The following is a 19,655-nucleotide window of genomic DNA, read 5'->3' as shown; positions in this document are numbered from 1 at the left end:
GTTCAGTATCTTAAGTTATTATTTTGGTGAGAGAACAGATCGGGAGGAATAGATTGAGTGCAATATGAGAATAAATTCTTATTTTGAAAATATACTTTACAACTACGATGTAGATATTTTTAGAACTATTAATAAAGAGAATTAATAGGGGATACTAAATTCATTAGGGTTAACACCTAGCGACTTTTTAACCTGGCTTAAGTTGAGCTGCCTATAATAAAGCCTCAAAGAAAGTGGCTAATAAAACTTTGCTTTTAGCTAAACTTTCTTCAAAAGTAATATCGCGAACCACATATTATCTAAAAAAATAATTTAGACTATACTTTCGCGTTATTACCGCACATTGACTGTCAGTAATTTTCATGTCGTAGCTAACCTCTGATAAAAGGACGTTAAATTATGCTCACTGAATTTAACTTGCTTGAAGAAGCAGAAGAATTATGGAGTTTCCTCGACCAAGCTGCTGTTTGCATTCACTTGGTCGGCGCTGATGGCACCATTCACTTTGCTAACCTGAAAGAGCTCGATACTCTGGGGTATAGCGCAGCAGAGTACATAGGTCACAACATAACAGAGTTTCATGTTGATCAAGAGGTGATTCAAGATCTTTTAACCCGCTTAACAAATGGTGAAACCCTACTCAGTTATGTAGCGAGATTGAGGAAGAAAGATAATTCGATTCTTTATGTCAGTATTAATTCTAATGTTTATAAAAAGGAAAATAACTTTATTCATACCCGCTGTTTTACCACTGAAATAAATGAGCTCGCCTGGCAATGCTTAAAAAACACCATCGGCAATGGCTAAAAATAATGACAACGGCGATGAATTTATTAATAGTTGGCTGGTTATTAACAAGTATAGTGATTGTATTGCTATTAAAACGCCAATCACAAAAGCATCAAGAAACCCTACAACTCCAACAGCAGTTGAAAAGCTACCAGTGTAAGCTCAATGCCAAAGACCAAGAAATTGTACTCGCCTATGAGTCCTTTGCCTTATCAACAAAAGAGTTAACCTCTGCTCGATTAAAGGCTATAGAGTCAGTACAGGTTAAAGCTGAATTTTTGGCTAATATGAGTCATGAAATTCGCACGCCAATGGCTGGGGTTTTAGGCATGGCAGAGTTATTACAACAAACTAATCTTCGGCCTCAGCAACAAGAGGTTACCAACAACATTATCACTTCGGCTAAAAACCTGTTAAAAATCCTCAATGAAATCCTAGATCAATCCAAACTCGACGCTGGCAAGCTAGAACTGGATCCCAAGGATTTTCACTTACTGTCGTTTATTGAAGATACCGTTGATTTATTCTTACCGCAAATCAACTCAAAAGCATTAGAGTTAAAAATTGAGTTAGCGAAAAATTTACCTGAGGGTATACATGCTGACTCTTTACGGATTAACCAAATTTTGTCTAATCTACTCAGTAATGCTCTTAAATTTACCGCTACGGGCTTCATATGTGTAAGCGTTGACCATACACCTACAGACAATGGAAAAATATCATTACAGTTTTCAGTCTCTGATACTGGTATTGGTTTAACTCCTAATGAGCAGAACAAACTATTTTCGCCCTTTTCTCAGGCAGATAGCTCCACCACTAGAAAATACGGTGGTACCGGTTTAGGGCTTTCTATTTCGAAAAAACTGGTCGAATTAATGGGCGGTAAAATAGGCATCGAAAGTATTAAGGGTCAAGGCAGCCGCTTTTGGTTTACCATTTTATGTCAACCCGCCTGCACACAAGTGAGTTCAAGTAAAAGTAAAGAGACTAATAATGAATGGGTATCTAATCGAAGTTTAAAATTACTGCTCGTTGAAGATACACGAATGTTACAACAACTTATGTTGGCTGTACTAGGCAACCTTAGCCATGAAGTTGCCGTGGCAAGTAATGGCGAGGAAGCACTCAGCCAACTTAAGCATGGTGATTTTGATCTTGTTTTAATGGATATTAGAATGCCGATAATGGATGGTTTAGAAGCGACTAAGGTCATTAGAAGCTGGGGCTGCAATAAGTCGACCATTCCTATAATTGCCCTAACTGCCGATATAGATAGCCAAAACATTAAACAGTATCTAGCCAATGGCATGGATGCAGTCTGTGCAAAGCCGCTAGACCTTTCTGTGCTACTGACAGTGATGAATGAACTCCTGGTTGAAGAAGTTCACAGCCAAAAGTATTTAATAGAACAAGCCTGATTAACATAACTATATTTCTTGATAAGTAACTATGTTAATCAGCGTTCATAGGCCATTAAAAGAAAAACCAACCTTCAGCCTCTTTAGAGTTAACAACTATTCCCCCGGCACTAAATAGTCCTTATTTAGTGGTAAAGAAAAAACGTTCAAGTACTTTTAATGCACAAACAATGTAAATAATAGCGCCTGATATTAAAAAAATACGCTGGGCTAAAATTGCATTAAAATTTGAGTCTGCCGCCATAGCACTATTTATAATCACTAATAAGGCAATAAACCCTGAGCTGTAGTACTTCGACATATTAGTACCGGAAAATATGTGGCGACCAAAAAATAAGGTCGTAGCGAGTAACAGTAGCAAGTAAAAGTAAAATTGTGGTACCGCAACAATTAGCCAATAGAAAAACCAAGCAAACACACCACCAAGCAAGGTCGACAACAATGAGTTTCGACCGGCTTCTTTACCTTGAGTTAAATCAGGTTTTAAGATGAATATCGCTGAAAAAATCATTACCAACAAATAATCACTCAAGCCAAAAGTAATAAATACAGCGGCAATTGGAAAAGTAACTAAGGTACTTTTAAGGGCAAGCTGAGCGGCGACTTTGCTATAGCGATTAGTGTATTTTGGTTTTACTGGAAACTGGGTGAAACTTGGATCAGGAAAAACAAAATGCGCCAGCCAAAGCATAGCAATGGTTAACCAGCTTGAATAAACAAAACCTGCCGAAAAGCCTATGGCTAAACCTTCATTACTATTAGCAATCATAGGTAACACTAAAATGGCAATCATCGACATTAAAGTAAACCAAAACGAGCCACCACGGTTTAAATAATAATATAAATGAAATAACACTAAGGCCAGGGTAATTAAATAGGCGATAGGATATTGTAAAAAAAACAGTGAGAAAGCCAACCCTAGAGCAAATGCTTGTAAGGTACTCATCATGTTGTTGAGGCTAGCTTTCACCGAAGGTTTTGGCAATGGCATTGCTAAAAGCAACGCCGTAAAAACAGGCATTAAAAAAGCCAGAGGCCAATTAATGCCATAAGCTAAAGCGCAAGCAACAGTAACACCAAAAGCAAAGCGCAAGATCCGCATAGCATTAACATCTGCATATAGTGTCGAGATAAAACTAGCTGGCCTGGCACTTACCTTAGCTTTTATGCTAGTAGACATAAGAAAGTATGCTTAGTACTCGAATCCACAACCAACCTAAACTGTTCACAAACCAGTTATCGCCGGTATAAATTTGCACATCGGCTTGCCCGCCTAAACGGCGCTTACCTTTGGTACTGTCATCATCAAAAGTGATCATTACCGGGAAACGTTGAGCATCTCTAAGCCAGCCAGTTTTTGACTCAACATTTGCTAACCCACCAACGGCACTGGTAGAAGAAGTATCAACGGCGAAACCAATACTACTTATTTTTCCGTGATAAATAGTACCAGGATCAACATCTAGCGCTATTTCAACTGGGTTACCTATGGCTAAATTGGCTAAATTATTCTCGCGTAAATTCACTTGAATCCAAGCTGTATTACCCTCAATAAAAGTCATAGCTGCCGCGCCAGCTTTAGCATAAAAACCGGTATCAATTTGCAAGTTAGTAATGCCACCTAAAGATGGTGAAAGTACTACTGTTCGGCTTAAATCAAGTTGTGTTTTTTTCAATTTTGCCATGGCAGAGCGAATACGAGGGTTATCATTGCCTTCAACACCTAATGCTTGCTTGGCTTTATCTAAGTTCGCTGCCGCACTAATTACCTGAGCTTTACTCGCCTTGATTGCCGCACGTGCTTTGTCACCGTCTGAATGTGAAAGCACGTTTTTACGCTCCATTTCAAAAACACGAGCACTTTGTGCGTTAACATGTTCAACATTGGTTTCTGCCACCACAAGTTGAGCTTGTGCTGTAACCACAGAGGCCATGCCAGCACCAATTTCTTGTCCAGCTAACTCCAATGCAGCTTCAGCATCTTCAACGGCCAACTCATAATCACTTGGGTCAATACGAAATAAGACCTCACCCGCTGTTACTATTTGATCTTGTTTAACCAGTACTTCCGTTACCCGACCTGACACTTGCGGCACAATAGGGATAACATAAGTTTGTACTCTGGCCTGATCTGACCAAGGCGCATGTCTGTCAGCTATGATGTACCAGATAAAGATTAAAGCGGTAATAGCCAAAACATATTTAGTGATCTTGCGTACCGGATCATGGCTAACTTCTGTTACCTCTGCTACTTCGGTCGTTTTTTGTTTTTGCTCTTGTTCTGACATGCTATTTATCTTTCCCTAATTAAATTTACATTTGAGTATTTTATTAAATACAACAAGGTATTAAGCGACACTCATCTTAACTTTATTCGATATTATCATCGATAAGTCATCTTCTATAGGAAAATAACACCCGAAAATCTTGTCGATATATTGCCTATTTTCTCGCTTAGATTGCTGTAAATGGCCACTAAGCATGACTTTTACCTAACAAGCTAATTATTTAACTTATCTAACTACTTGAATAAGCGAATAGAAAAGCGATAATAACAACACGAAAAATCAAGCCTATGCGCTATTTCAGTACGGAGACAAAATGCCACTAGTTAGACTATATAAAAAACTGAGCCCCTTTCAACGGGTTATCATTGCCTTAATACTCGGTATATCAACCGGTATTTTTGTTGGTGAGCCTGCGGGCAATATTGCAGTCATTGGCGATGTATATATTCGTTTACTACAAATGACCGTTTTACCTTATGTTCTGGTCTCAATTATTGGTGGCCTGGGTAGGTTAGACAGTAATATGGCCAGCCGAATAGGCCTAAGAGCTGTGAAAGTAATAGTGATTATGTGGTTGTCGGTTATGGCAACCTTATTATTATTACCACTAGCTTACCCTGACTGGCAAACAGCAGGTTTCTTCAGTACTAGTATGATTGCTGAACCCGCCACCTTTAATTTTGTAAAGCTGTATATCCCTAGCAATATTTTTGCATCGTTATCAGAAACCATTGTGCCTGCCGTCGTATTATTCTCATTATTAATGGGCGTAGCACTTATTCAAGTTAAAAATAAAGAAACGTTACTAACCTTAACCACCAATATTGGTGACAGCTTAATGAAAGTCGCTTCTTATATAGCTAAGTTAGCGCCTTTAGGTATTTTTGCTATTTCAGCCTCTGCCGCAGGTACGCTTGAGGTTGAAGAACTAGGTCGCTTACAAGTATTTTTGTGGGTCTATATTACCGCAGCGGCCTTACTAGCTTTCGTGTTTTTACCACTGGTAATTCATTGGGCAACGCCATTCTCTTATCGTGAAATAATATCAACCGCAGGTGAAGCCGTAGTCACGGCGTTAGCTACCGGTACGGTATTAGTGGTACTGCCGATGATAATTGAGCGCAGTAAAGCGCTGTTAGCTAAGCACGGTATGGAATGTGAAGAGACTGATTCAACTGTTGATGTACTTGTACCTACTGCCTACAGTTTTCCTAGCACAGGGACTCTGCTCGGCTTAGGTTTTATATTATTCTCTGCTTGGTATGTGGGCTCGCCTCTTGGCTTTGATGACTATATATCTTTTGTAGTGATGGGCGCATTAACTGCTTTTGGTAGCATGGCTGTCGCTATTCCATTTTTACTCGACTTCTTTGACTTACCAGCTGATCAATTCCAGTTATATTTATTAGGCAGCGTGGTAACAGCACGTTTTGCTACTGGTTTAGCTGCATTGCATGGCTTTGTGGTGACTTTACTGGTTGCTTCCGCGGTACTGAAAAAGCTTAAGTGGCATAGAATGATGCAAGCCATTGGCCTGCATTTAGCCATCACTTTCGGCGTTATGATTGCCGCTGGTTTTACTTTAAAATCATTAATCCCCTATGAATATGAAGGTGTGCAAACCTTTGAATCAATGAAGTCGATGAATGTCAGCGCCAAAACAGACCGATATAAAGAGCTTACTCCCATAGGCTACTTTGAGCAGCAACAGCCACGTCTTGAGGTAATACTTGCCCGTAAAAGTATTCGTGTGGGTTATCATTATGACAGCTTACCTTATGCTTTTAGAAACAAAGGTGGTCGTATGATCGGTTTTGATGTTGAGCTTCTTAATCAATTTGCTAAAGATCTTGATATCAATATTTCACTGATCCTTATTGAAGATAAAGCTGATGGCGCCGAGCTGTTAGCTGACGGTAGTGTCGACATCATTATTGGTGGCCTCACTATTACCCCTAAACGTGCACTAGAAGTGACCTTTTCAGATCCTTACTCTTTTCATACGCTCGGCTTATTAGTAAATGATGCTAAGCGTGATGAGTTTTCCGATCTCTATAAGATTCAAGCAATGGATATGTTAAATTTAGGCATGGGTAAAAATAAATATTACCAAGACATTGTTAAAGAATATTTCCCCAATGCACAGTTAACAGAGGTCACTAAAGTTAGAAAGTTTCTTAAAGGGGGGTATGAAGGTGTAGACGCCTTAATTTTCTCAACTGAGGCTGCCTCAGCTTGGGCTATGTTATACCCTAATTATTCAGCAGTGATCCCTAAAGGCCTGAGATTCAGAGCACCTGTAGCCTTTGTCATGCCAAAAGCTCAATTAGATTATGTGCAATATATGAATACTTGGCTAAAACTGAAAAAAGAGAATGGCTTCCAAGAAAAGGTCTATGACTATTGGATTTTAGGTAAAAACCCGAAAGCGAAAAAGCCGCGCTGGTCGGTAATGAAAGATGTATTAGGTTGGATTTAGCTGCCACAAGCGTTAGCTAACTAATTAGATATTAAAAAGCACCTTACTTATATTATCAGTAAGGTGCTTTTTTATTGGCTGTAACTATTAGGGATAAATTTATACCAATTCCACTAAGTTATTGCCCACTTGTGCTGGTTAACATAGCCCACGACTACGTTGCTCTCAATCCCAATAGCCAGCTATTAGTCAATCGAGCGCCTTGTCCTGAGATATTTTCCCTAAGCACAACAAGGTCACATACTTAATGAAAATGGTATTACTTCAAGCTAAGTCCCTTTAGCTGCTATTACCTAAGCTTTTATGGTAGTTATTGATATACCACTGGCTATGTTGATCATGCTTGAGCAATAGTCTCATTATAAAATTGCGCTAGGCTAAATCCTCTTTAGTTACTATTAACCTGAGTTTTTATGGTAGTTATTGATATACCACTGGCTATGTTGATCATGCTTGAGCAATAGTCTTATTATAAAATTTCGCTAGGCTAAATCCTCTTTAGTTACTATTAACCTGAGTTTTTATGGTAGTTGTTGATATACCACTGAGTATGTTGAGCAACAGTCTCGTTATAAACACGCTGTAGTGAGGGTAATACCACATCATCAGCTTGGCCGGTGAGTTCATCCATAAAGACTTTTTTCGCTTCCGTCGCCAGCACTAAAACATTGTCATAGCGACTATGGCAAAAACCCGCTAAACGGCCTTTACCATAAAAAATATCATTTTCTGCGGCAGTAATGTCAGTACCGTCAACTTTCATGCCTTGTAGCGCACTTAGCCAGCTATCAATAATCGGTCGCCATTGCTCACCTTTAACAGAAGTTGTGCCGACGTTAATTACAGGTAGATCTGTTCTCTCATGGCGCTTGAAGTTATAAGAGTGATTATCATAAACAACACATTGAGCAAAATCTTCCACTAAGGCTTCAACTACAGCCGCAACAATACGATAAAACTGCGCATGTTTTGCCTTATTTTTGCTAATCATCTCTTCACTGAGTGGTGTTTTCCATATTTCTTTGCCCCAAGCAGTTTCATAGACACATTCATCAGTATTACGATTTAAGTCATATTCATAACGCGAGTCGTGGGCGATTAAAGTGATGGCTTGCTTACTAATAAAACTACCGGTATAAGGATCTTCTTCATAATAACGATCTGCTTTTTCCAACAAACAGTTATCTGCTAATTCTGCGCGGAAATTTCCGCCATCATGAATTGCTGCTGACATTGCAGGAGTATAGCGCTCAATTTTCAATGTAAATGCGCCACCGTCAATAGTCGCTTTAAAACATTGTCGCTGGCTAATCTTATTAATAATTTCTTGTTCTGTTAAATGCTCTGCTAATTGTTCTGTTAGTTGCTCAGTCACAATCGAACTCCCTAAGCTAGATGGTAAATACGGTTATATCATAAGCTTAATAATACTTCAAAGTCAGGTAACTTAATGCTATTAACTGTAATTCCAGCTCACTGCTAATACCAATGTCACTAAATTATTGCTCACTTGTGCTGGTTAAAATACGCCATATCTGCATTGCTCTCAATCCCAATAGCCAGCTATTACTCAATCGAGCGCCTTGCCCTGATATATTTTCCCTATGCACAACAAGATCACAAACTTAATGAAACTGGTATAACTTACTGGCAGATATAATTGTTAGTTACGGACTTGTTTAAGTAAGCACTGCATTAGCTGATTATTGTAGCTATGAATAATATTTTGATTATTAAACATCTGCGGTAACTTAATAATAAAGACCAGCTAGATCATAGCCCCACGAGTAAAGGCTGTATTTTGCTATTTTCCGTAAGAACACTAGTCAAGCTACCATTGAGGCTGGTAGAATCTAACGCATTATATTTTTCGAACATAAAAGAAGACATTGAGATGGGCAGAGCTTACCAAAACCGCAAATTATCTATGGCCAAAACCGCTGGGGCCAAAACTAAAGTTTACTCTAAGTACGGTAAAGCAATTTACGTTTGTGCTAAAAATGGTGGTATTGATCCCGATGGTAACCTTACTTTACGTGGCTTAATTGACCGCGCCAAGAAAGACCAAGTTCCTACTCACGTAATTGAAAATGCGATTAAGAAAGCTTCTGGTGCTGGCGGTGAAGATTTCGTTGAAGCACGTTACGAAGGCTTTGGCCCAGGTAACTGCATGGTAATTATTGACTGTTTAACCGATAACGGTAACCGTACCATCAAAGATGTTCGCCAATGTTTTTCTAAAAGTAATGCAAAAATTGGTTCATCAGGTACTGTTTCTCATATGTTTGATCATCAAGCTGTTTTTGCTTTTAAAGGTGAAGATGATGAAACTGTATTAGAAAACCTAATGATGGCCGATATTGATATAAGTGACGTTGAATTAGAAGACGGCATTATTACCGTATATGCCCCTCATACTGAGTTTTTCAAAATCAAAACTGAATTTGCTAACTCTATGCCAGAGTTTGAGCTAGAAGTTGAAGAAATCACTTGGGTTCCACAAAACTACATTGATGTAGAAGGTGAAGAAGACTTAGCAAACTTTGAGAAGTTTATTGCCATGTTAGATGATTGTGATGACGTGCAAAACGTTTATCATAATGCTGAACTTAAAGCTTAAACTCTATAGCTACGACTAACTGCTTTAGCTACTGTTACCTTAGCTAAAGCCAAAAAGCCAATATCATCAATGATATTGGCTTTTTAGTTTGTATGACATAGGTAACACCTAATCAAGGCGTATTTACTAATACCTTATTGATGCCTTATTGATGATAAAGCGGCAGCACTTTACCACTTAAACTACCACGCCATTTTTTACCGTTTTCAATAAATACATATCACCGTACTTTACTACCATAATCATCATGTTTAATACTTGAATCTATAGCGTTCATACGACCTTTATCGTATAGGCTTACGGTTTCAATTTGTCCACAGTCATTGACTACATTATTGATGGTAAAGTGGTAATACTTTACCACTTAAGCTGCCACGCCATTTTTTACCGTTTTCTATAAATAATATCTCACCATAGTTACCACGTTTGATACTTGAATCTATAGCAATTACGCGACCTTGATAGCGTGTCTCTATTTGTTTTTGTGAGGTGTGACCGACAATGAGATGTTCGACATCAAAATGCTTAAGTAACAAGTCAATTTCAGTAGATGTTGCGCCACCATCTTTACCGCGATCAGCAGAAAAGTAACCACGATACCAAATAGGGCCATTGGTTTTGTGCAAGTACTTTGCCCAGCCTTCACGTGGTTTATCAAGCTCAGCCTTAATCATACTATCTTTAAAGACAGTATTAATTTCCACTAAAGTGCGTTTTTCTGTGGCTAAACTTGGATGAAAGCCACCATGGGCAAATAGCATATTATTTACTTTTACTAATACCGGCTTGCTACGTAACCAGCTACCGATAATGCTATCTTTGGTAAATAGTTTTTCAAATGGCTTATTTAACTGTTTAGCTGTTTCAATATATTTAGGGTGTAAGTAACGTAAGTCACCATTAAGTACCATAACCTCATGATTGCCTAAAGTAAGGTGAATATCACCACCGGCTTTTTGTGCCTGCTGCTCTAAATCATATAAAAACCATAATATTTCGGTGACCTTATCACCGCGGTCAAAAATATCACCGGTAATGACAAAGTGACCTTCGCCAAAAGCCCAGTTTTTATCTTCATCGATAATATTGTTATTGGTTAATAGCTCAATCATTAAGTCATATTTACCGTGAAAATCACTTAAGGCGGCGACAGGATAATCACCAGAAAATTCAAGCACTTTATTTTCAATACTGCTTAAAGCATGTATCGCTGCTGGCATATTACAAGCAGATACCGACAGAGGAAAATTAACCATTTTAGTGGTTTGTGTTAGCACTCCCCCTTGGCACAGCCAGTAAGATTCAAGTTGTTGCTGTTCATTAACAAAAACATAGGGACCATCATTTACTGGCGCTAATGCGTCAGCTTTTGCTTTCTCATCGGATACATTAGTAGAAGGAGGCAAAGCAAAAGTTGAAGCACTCGTTGCTAAAAGTAATATGGATGAAATAGCGGTTAAACGCTTAGCAATGCAAGTGAGAATAAACATAGAAACTCCGGAAAATGAGGTAAACAAGGTAAAGGATAAGGTACTGCAGGAAACGTCTTACTAGAGAAGAAAACCACTTCCGTGTGAGAATTAAAAATGGAGGCTAGCTTAGCTAGCCTCCATAACAGTTAGCTTAATATATTAAGTTTAAAAGCTGATTTCAGCACCCGCATAGATGAAACGGCCTTTACCACCACCGTATTGACTATCATAGTTACCTTTACCACCTAGGATGAACGGACCATTATTATCGAAGATGTTATTAACACCACCAAATAAGCGTAGGTCACCTTCACTTGCAATATCCATAGTGTAAGATACTGAGACATCATTTCTTACGTATGAAGGTAAAGCTAATTGGTAAGGTGCTTCAGGATTATCTACACATGCACTTGCATCGGCGGCACAGTTAGCTTCGTAGGTAGCAAAGATACCATCGGTGCCATAGAAGTCTTCATTACGAGACTGGCTAGAATTTACACCACTTTTATACTTCATGCTCCAACGTACGCGCCAGCCATCTTTATACCAAGTAGTTGATGCGGTTACTTTGTCTTCGAAAATACCTTCAGACAATGAACCAGTATAATCAATGGTATATTGGCCATCAGGTGCAGTCTTGGTTTCTTCATGACTAAGTACGTGTACCCAGTCTAGTTTAAACTTAAAACGACCATAAGTATCTAAATCTAAGCTGTATGCCGCGGCCACATCAACACCACTAGTACGGATTTCATCTTGGTTATAAACACGTTGCATTACACCGGTAATTTGTCCATCCGGGTCACGACTTACATCATTACAGAAAGAGTTATCATCGCCGTATTCTAAAGATGAGTCATAACAAAACTCTAGAATATCTTCATTACCAAATGAAGTTATTGCATCTTCAATTGAAATATCATAGTAATCAATAGCTAACCTAAAGTCTTCTAAAAAGGCTGGTGCCATAGTAAGACCTAGAGTAAAGGTTTCAGCCGTTTCTTCAAATAAGTCAGGGTTACCTACGTTTGGTGAATAACCATTGTTGTCATCTTCAAATACACCGTCGGCATTAATAGTAGCCATTACACCGGCATCTTTACGACAGTTATCGTCTGCTCTACCTGCAGACGTTGCAGTAACGCCATCACAAATGTCATCAAACGAGTCATAATCACCACGTGGTGGCGACATAGCCTCAGTAATGGTTGGTGCACGCTGTGCAGTTGACCAGTTAGCACGGAAGGCGTAACCTTCAATAGCTTCCCATACTAAACCAATTTTATAACTTTGGACTACATCAACATTATCAAGGTCATATTGGCCAATACGTCCCGATACTTCAGCGGTTAAGCTTTTAGCACCAACAACATCTCTTAATAGTGGGAAAGCAGCTTCAGCAAAAACTTCAGAAACACTGATAGCACCTTTAAAATCTGGTACATAGTTAAAAGTCACACCACCCTCTGGCACGTTAGTACTTACATCTTGTGAATCTTTACGGTATTCAAAACCAAATACTGATGATACCTTGCCAGCAGGCATTTCAAATAAATCACCAGCAATGTAACCAAGCACATTAACTTGTTCAATCTCGGTATTAATTTCAGGGTTAGCGCGGATATAATCAGCCGCTTCAGGAGAAATAGAGCCTTCGCCAAACATATTTAGCGGTACACAACCAGCAGCCATGGCATCAGCATCAGCACATTGATAACCACCGTTACCATCACTAACCACATCTAAGGCATTACGAACATTAGCAACATAAAGTTCATTCGAGCGAACTTGCTCTTGATTAAACTTACCGTAACCTGCAGATAAATCCCAATCCCAATCGCCATCAAACATAGTGCCTTGTAAGCCAGCCCATGAACGAATCGTAGTACGGGTATTATCATTGATAATATTACCTACTTCAGCAAAGTTACGATCCCACTTTACCCCTTTAGAACTAGCTTGATCAGCTATTTCAGGATGCATATACGGATTATTTGCTGGAATACGACCAATACAATCTTCACCAAACTCACCAGTATCAAGATCACGAGTTACGATTTTGTCACACTCATCTTCACTCTCTGGCGCTTTATGGTTGATTGAACGGTTATAACTGTATTGTAGCTGCCCATAGAACATCACATCATCAGTTAAATCATAATCAACCTTAATTGCTGCTGAAGCTTTTTCATCTGGCACTTTAAGCATGACAAATTGATTGGTATTGATACCGTCACGTTCTTCTTTCCAGGTATCACCTTGATAACCATCGCTATTGTACCAATAACCTGCATTATCCTTAGTGCTACTTGACTCATCAAAAACACCACCGGGGATTGAGTCACTAAGACTACGCCAGTCAGCTTTGGTGATATCACGCATACACTGATCGCCATCTTCAGTCTGCATTAAGTTACACATTAGCTCTTCATCATAATCCCATGAGTCTTGTTGTTGAGCGCGGTCTCTATCATCAAAAGTTAGCCCCCAATCTTTATCATAAGAAGTACTGAAAAACATATAACCGCGGTCATCATTAAATGAAGAACCGAAGTCTAAATCAAGACCTAACTCTTTAGCGCCACCTTCTGTACTTTCACCGCCACGAGCTTTGAAAGAGAAACCTTCTTTATCTTTCTGGGTGATAATGTTAACTACACCGGCAATTGCATCTGAGCCATAAGCAGCTGATGCACCACCTGTGATAACTTCAACGCTTTGAACCATACCTGAAGGAATGGTTGATAAACTGATATAATTACCTGAATAGCTATTTGAAACAGTACGTCGACCATCAATAAGCGTTAAGGTACGATTTGTGCCTAAGTTTCGTAAGTCAACCGTTGAAAGTCCAGTGCCTGAGACACTTGATTGTGAATTTGAGTTACTAAAACCTTCAGCAAGTTGTGGCAATTCATCAATTAATATATCGGCTAATGAACCAATACCTGCATCTTCAATGGCTTCTCTATCCATTGTTGCTAAAGGCGTGGCCACACTAAAACTGTCACGACGTAAACGTGAACCAGTCACGATTATTTTCTCATCAGCTTCGACTTTTTTTGTTTCTTCAGCCGATGCTGTTTTGGCAACAGGTTTAGCAACTGCATTTTCAGCGTCAGCAGCAAAGGTTGCTGGTGCAAATGCTAATGCTGAACCAGCAATGGCAGTATATATAGCAGTTTGAATTGCGATGGTGATTGGACTTTTATTCATCATTCATCTCTCTTAATGTTTTTGTTTAAGTTTTGTTATTTATATTTTTAATATTATTTTTATATTTTTTATATTTAGGTTTACCGCTAATAGCAGAGAATTTTACTGCTGTTAGTAATAGTTGAGCTACTTACAAACGTGTATTGACAGATCAGGTCATAAGCAAAACTCACAAAAGCAAACATCTTGGTTTCAAGTAACTTTGTGTTAATAAAACGTAGAACAAATTAAGCTTTTCTCTGTTTTAAGTAACTACGTCTACATATACAATCTATAGAAAATCATTTGTACATCGATTTAATATCTATTACCAAAAAACACGAAAATAAAACCATGAAAACATAAGGTTACAAAAGTCACACTTAAAAACCACATCACTCAACTTTTAGATAATCAAAAACATAATGACTACAAATTAGATAATATTTGGATAAACAAGTTACTTAGCTTTGATAATTTTGTTAGCATTAAATTAGCCTAAGGAGGGGTTGTTAAGGTAACTACAAGGACAAGTAGCAGCGACGATAAAGTCAAAAAATTAGACTACTTAAAGCAATACATAATCCAAATCATGCGTAATAAACCATTTAAGATTAATCAATATCAGGTAACACCTGCAGAATTCTCCATTCAAGCCGATGGCTTTGATAAGCAGTCATTACAGCCAAAATTTATTGAAGTATTATTTTATTTAGCAGAGCACCATGGTCGGGTTGTGCCAAGAGATGAACTTATTGATCACATCTGGGGCCAAGATAGTTATGTTGGTGAAAAAAGCTTAACTAATGCTATCTGGCATTTACGTAAAAAACTCAGCTGCGCTGACGACGAAGAAATAATTAAGACCATTCGAAAAGCTGGCTATCAGTTAATGCCAGAGCCGCAATGGCAAGTTAGCCCTGAACTACTAGCAAGTTCAATAAATTACTCCGTTGATAGCGCCATTGAAAATTCAGCTGATATTCCGGTATACCAAACACAAAGTATAGTAAGTAATCCGCAAGCAGTGAATTCCGCTGAGCATACTGCTAATAAGAGTAAAGTGTTTAATATAAGCAGTACCCATGTACTGGTGACTTTAATCCTCAGCTTGTTAGTGCTGCTTTATATTCAGCAATTTTCCGATGACGACGATATTAAAATTACCGCCATCACTAAACATCCCGGCAGTGAGCTGTTTCCTTCTCCGTCACCGGATGGTCGTTTTTTGGTCTACAGCCAAGTATCAACTAATAAACCAACCAATTTGTTTATGAAAGATACCCATCAAGTTGAATTGCCGCCTAAGCAATTAACCTTTGATAATGCTATTGAGATGCATAGTGTTTGGAGTAACAATGGCCAATATTTGTATTTTGCTCGTAAAGATAAAGCGAACAACAGCTGTTATTACATTCAATTAAAAGTCTCTAGCCAGCAAGAAACGCAACTAGCCACTTGCCCAATGCAAGGGGTTTATTATTACCTTGATATATCCCCTGATGACCAGACTCTCGCTGTCTATAACAAGGGCGTGTTTGCTAAAAGAACTGGAATCTACTTTATTGATTTATCGTCAAAAAACTTTGCCATGACACGTTTCTCTTGTGATAGTGATTGTACTTATAAAGATAGGGATATGTCTTTTTCTTCCAACGGTAAATACATGGCTGTTTCTAGAAGAATAAACCGCTTAAGTGAAAATATCTATCTCATTAATCTAGCAACTAAAGAGACAGAACAACTTACTTATGATGAAGAAGATATTGTTGGTATGTCTTGGTTAGGCGATAGCCAAAAGTTAGTCTTTGCAGCGCAACGCGCTGATAATCGCTTTGGCTTTGTTATCGATATTCAAAGTAGAGTAAAGCAAGCATTAAACCTAACTGGCTTTAGCTACCCCAGTATTGCCAAAGAATCACAGCAGCTGTATTACCAAGAACGCATAGAGAGTTCTTCACTTTCTAGCTTGCAGCTTAATGATGCCATAGCCAGTAGCCCATTCCCTGTTCTACAATCGAACTTCACTTATGAATCACCTGATTACAGTGCAATCAATGATTTAGTGGTATTTTCTTCAAATGAATCTGGCTTTGATGAGCTTTGGTCAGCCAAACCCGATGGTAGCGCGCGTAAACAGTTAACCAATTTAAAACAAACACTGCGTTATCCTAAATGGTCACATAACGGTGAAATGGTGGCCTTTTTAGCGCCATTATCTGAAGATAGAGGCGATGGTATATATATATACTCTATGAAAAATGAGCGGGTTACATTACTCAAAAGTCCCTTTAACCAGCATAATCGTCCAAATTGGTCCATGGATGACAATCAAATTATCTCGGCCATTTATGGTAATCATCATACCGATATTTATAGCATTAGTATTAGTGATGCCAGTACTAAGCGCCTAACTGTCGATGGTGGCCGATATGGAGTAATGATATCAGCTGACACTTTACTTTATACCAAACTGAAGAAAGGTTTATGGCAAAAAAACATCAATGATGTGCAAGCTGGTCATAGAGTTATTAAAGGGAGTATATTTAATACCTTATACGCTTGGACTTATGAAAAAGGTCATGTTTATTATCAAAAAACCTTTGATGATCACTATCAATTGATATCCTACGATATTGAAGAAAAAATCAAAACGCCGCTAGTGAGGTTACCGTTAAACTCCATATCTAAAAATGATAGTCTTACCTATGTTGCTACAAAAGATCGCTTGCTCTACACCAGCAGCAGTTTTCCTCAAGCTAATATCAACATGGTTGCTAGCAAAAAACTGTTTTAGTTGTGCGGGATAAAATACTCCAAGGCGGTGTTGCTCTCAATCCCAATAGCCCGCTATTGGTCAATCGAGCGCCTTGCTTTGATTTATTTTTTCTGTGCACAACAAGATCAAAAACTTAATGAAACTGGTATTAGCTCAACATAAAAAAGGCCAACAAATTTCACATTTGTTGGCCTTTTTTATTTCATCATTACAATGAGACATTAATTGTTATTAACAAGTAAAAACTTTATTCACTTGCTTGGGGTGTTTCAGCAACATCTTCACCGACATTATTGACGCCAGCAGGCTCAATATCTATTTGTGAAACACGCTGTAAACCTCGAGGCAACTTATTACCACGACGACCACGCTCACCCATATAGTGCTCAATATCGCTAGCCTTAAGGGTAAGTTTCCGTTTACCCGCATGCAAGGTAATCGCAGCCCCTTGTGGAATAATACTCAGTAAACTAACAAACTCTTCTCTCGTTTTTGCACGGGCAGAAGGTATATTAATAATCTTGTTACCTTTACCTTTACTGAGTATCGGTAAGTTTTGTACTGGAAAAACCAGCATGCGCCCTTCGCTAGTAATTGTTAGACAGTAATCACTATCAATATTACTAATTAATTGCGGCACCATTACTTTAGCGGCTTCAGGTAAGCTAATCAGTGCCTTACCATTTTTATTGCGACTAACCATATCGGCAAAGCTAGTAACAAAGCCATAACCAGCATCACTGACTAATAAGTACTTTGCCTCGTCATCTGACATTATGCTATGCACAAATGTTCGCCCTGTGGTCAAATTAAAACGACCGGTAAGCGGTTCGCCTTGAGAGCGAGCCGTCGGTAAAGTATGGGCGTCAGTGGTGAATGCCCGGCCATCAGAGCCGATAAATACCACAGGACGATTACTGCGCCCTTTTGAGGAGCATAAATAACCATCACCCGCTTTATAACTTAAGCTGGTTGGATCAATATCATGGCCTTTAGCGCAGCGTGCCCAACCTTTATCAGATACCACAACAGTAACCGACTCACTTGGCACTAAATCTTTTTCAGTAAGTGCTTTTGATTCAGTACGCTCGACTATTCTAGAGCGACGATCATCGCCGTATTCAATAGCTGCAGCAAGAATTTCTTTTTTCATTAGTGTGCTCATGCGCGCTTTTGAATTAAGGATTTTCTCTAAGTATTCTTGCTCAATATGTAATTCATCTTGCTCGGCGCGAATTTTGAATTCTTCAAGCTTGGCAAGTTGACGCAGTTTAATTTCTAAAATAGAGTGCGCTTGAGTTTCTGATAAAGAAAAACGCGACATTAATTCTGCTTTAGGATCATCAAAACCACGGATGATCTCAATTACTTCATCAATATTTAAATAAGCAACCAGTAAACCATCAAGAATATGTAAACGTGCTAATACTTTATCTAAACGATACTGCAAGCGTCGACGCACGGTTTCACGACGAAACTCCAACCATTCAGATAAAATGACTAATAAGTTTTTAACTGCTGGACGGTTATCTAGGCCTATCATGTTGATATTGACGCGATAGCTTTTTTCTAAATCGGTACTGGCAAATAAATGCTGCATTAACTGTTCTATATCGACACGATTTGAACGTGGCATTATTACCAAGCGAACTGGGTTTTCATGATCAGACTCATCACGAAGATCAGCTACCATAGGCAGTTTTTTCGCCGTCATTTGCCCAGCAATTTGTTCTAATATTTTACCGCCAGAGGCTTGATGTGGCAGTGCGGTAATAATAATATCACCGTGTTCAACATCATAGACAGCGCGCATTCTAATACTGCCGCGACCGGTTTGATAAATTTTTTCAATATCAGCTTTTGGCGTGATAATCTCAGCATCTGTTGGATAATCAGGTCCTTTCACAAACTCAAGTAAGTCACTGACTTCTGCTTTAGGGTTTTCAATTAAGTGCACACAAGCATCAGCCACTTCACGGACATTGTGTGGCGGAATATCCGTTGCCATACCCACGGCAATACCGGTAATGCCGTTCAGTAGAATATGTGGTAAACGAGCTGGTAGGGTAATTGGCTCTTTCATGGTGCCATCAAAGTTTGGCTGCCAATCAACAGTGCCTTGCCCTAATTCCGCCAGTAATACTTCACTAAACTTTGATAAGCGCGACTCGGTATAACGCATGGCGGCAAAAGATTTAGGATCATCGGGTGCGCCCCAGTTACCTTGACCATCAACTAAAGGATAGCGATACGAGAAAGGTTGCGCCATTAATACCATGGCTTCATAACAGGCGCTATCACCGTGTGGGTGAAATTTACCTAGTACATCACCAACGGTACGTGCTGATTTTTTATATTTAGCCGTCGCAGATAAACCAAGCTCAGACATTGCATAAACTATGCGTCTTTGTACGGGCTTTAAGCCATCACCAATATGTGGCAAGGCGCGATCCATAATAACGTACATGGAATAGTTTAAATAAGCTTCTTCAGTAAACCGCCTTAATGGAACTTGTTCTACTCCATCAAGGCTATATTCGAGCGCATCTGACATGAAATGATTTTCCTGATCGTACAAATTTAGTTATTTTATAAAGTTATAGCTTATCTGATTA

The 19,655-nt window shown here is 38.8% G+C and carries 11 protein-coding genes; 5 read left to right on the top strand and 6 right to left on the bottom strand.

Annotated features, from left to right (window positions below; genetic code table 11):
- Positions 1–399: 399 nt before the first annotated feature.
- Positions 400–807, top strand: coding sequence for a PAS domain-containing protein (locus HRT55_RS07765; protein WP_291620161.1), 408 nt, complete (start codon positions 400–402; stop codon positions 805–807).
- Complete coding sequence (locus tag HRT55_RS07760; RefSeq protein WP_291620158.1) at positions 777–2,207, top strand: ATP-binding protein; 1,431 nt, start codon at positions 777–779, stop codon at positions 2,205–2,207. The genes HRT55_RS07765 and HRT55_RS07760 overlap by 31 nt, the downstream gene beginning before the upstream one ends.
- A 121-nt stretch (positions 2,208–2,328) precedes the next feature.
- Here HRT55_RS07760 and HRT55_RS07755 read toward each other — a convergent pair whose 3' ends face one another.
- Together HRT55_RS07755 and HRT55_RS07750 are read right to left on the bottom strand one after the other, a co-directional pair.
- Positions 2,329–3,387, bottom strand: coding sequence for a DUF2955 domain-containing protein (locus tag HRT55_RS07755; RefSeq protein ID WP_291620156.1), 1,059 nt, complete (start codon positions 3,385–3,387; stop codon positions 2,329–2,331).
- Positions 3,377–4,495 carry an HlyD family secretion protein gene (locus HRT55_RS07750; RefSeq protein ID WP_291620154.1) on the bottom strand — a complete coding sequence of 373 codons (1,119 nt, stop codon included), beginning with the start codon at positions 4,493–4,495 and terminating at the stop codon, positions 3,377–3,379. The genes HRT55_RS07755 and HRT55_RS07750 overlap by 11 nt, the downstream gene beginning before the upstream one ends.
- 313 nt (positions 4,496–4,808) lie before the next feature.
- Here HRT55_RS07750 and HRT55_RS07745 point away from each other — a divergent pair, with 313 nt between their 5' ends.
- The gene (locus tag HRT55_RS07745; RefSeq protein WP_291620152.1) at positions 4,809–6,974 is read left to right on the top strand and encodes a cation:dicarboxylase symporter family transporter; all 2,166 of its coding nucleotides are present in this window, start codon (positions 4,809–4,811) and stop codon (positions 6,972–6,974) included.
- A gap of 508 nt (positions 6,975–7,482) precedes the next feature.
- On the opposite strand, the gene HRT55_RS07740 is transcribed toward HRT55_RS07745, so the two are convergent.
- A complete protein-coding gene (locus HRT55_RS07740) occupies positions 7,483–8,349 on the bottom strand; it encodes an N-formylglutamate amidohydrolase (RefSeq protein WP_291620151.1) in 867 nt (288 codons plus the stop codon).
- Positions 8,350–8,868: 519 nt separating this feature from the next.
- Here HRT55_RS07740 and HRT55_RS07735 point away from each other — a divergent pair.
- Complete coding sequence (locus HRT55_RS07735; protein WP_291620149.1) at positions 8,869–9,594, top strand: YebC/PmpR family DNA-binding transcriptional regulator; 726 nt, start codon at positions 8,869–8,871, stop codon at positions 9,592–9,594.
- Between the two features lie 332 nt (positions 9,595–9,926).
- On the opposite strand, the gene HRT55_RS07730 is transcribed toward HRT55_RS07735, so the two are convergent.
- Together HRT55_RS07730 and HRT55_RS07725 are read right to left on the bottom strand one after the other, a co-directional pair.
- On the bottom strand, positions 9,927–11,084 hold the full coding sequence (locus tag HRT55_RS07730; protein WP_291620147.1) for a metallophosphoesterase: 1,158 nt from the start codon (positions 11,082–11,084) through the stop codon (positions 9,927–9,929).
- A gap of 147 nt (positions 11,085–11,231) precedes the next feature.
- Positions 11,232–14,282 (bottom strand): TonB-dependent siderophore receptor, encoded by a 3,051-nt coding sequence (locus tag HRT55_RS07725; protein ID WP_291620463.1) that lies wholly within the window; start codon positions 14,280–14,282, stop codon positions 11,232–11,234.
- 571 nt (positions 14,283–14,853) lie between these two features.
- Here HRT55_RS07725 and HRT55_RS07720 point away from each other — a divergent pair.
- A complete protein-coding gene (locus tag HRT55_RS07720) occupies positions 14,854–17,058 on the top strand; it encodes a winged helix-turn-helix domain-containing protein (protein ID WP_291620145.1) in 2,205 nt (734 codons plus the stop codon).
- Positions 17,059–17,287: 229 nt separating this feature from the next.
- Here the strand turns inward: HRT55_RS07720 and parC are convergent, their stop codons facing one another.
- Complete coding sequence (parC, locus tag HRT55_RS07715) at positions 17,288–19,594, bottom strand: DNA topoisomerase IV subunit A (protein WP_291620143.1); 2,307 nt, start codon at positions 19,592–19,594, stop codon at positions 17,288–17,290.
- Between the last annotated feature and the right edge of the window lie 61 nt (positions 19,595–19,655).

Source organism: Colwellia sp., from assembly GCF_013214175.1.
Taxonomy (GTDB): domain Bacteria; phylum Pseudomonadota; class Gammaproteobacteria; order Enterobacterales; family Alteromonadaceae; genus Colwellia.
Note: the sequence above shows the minus strand (reverse complement) of the source record. Positions and strands in the feature narration are given on the sequence as shown.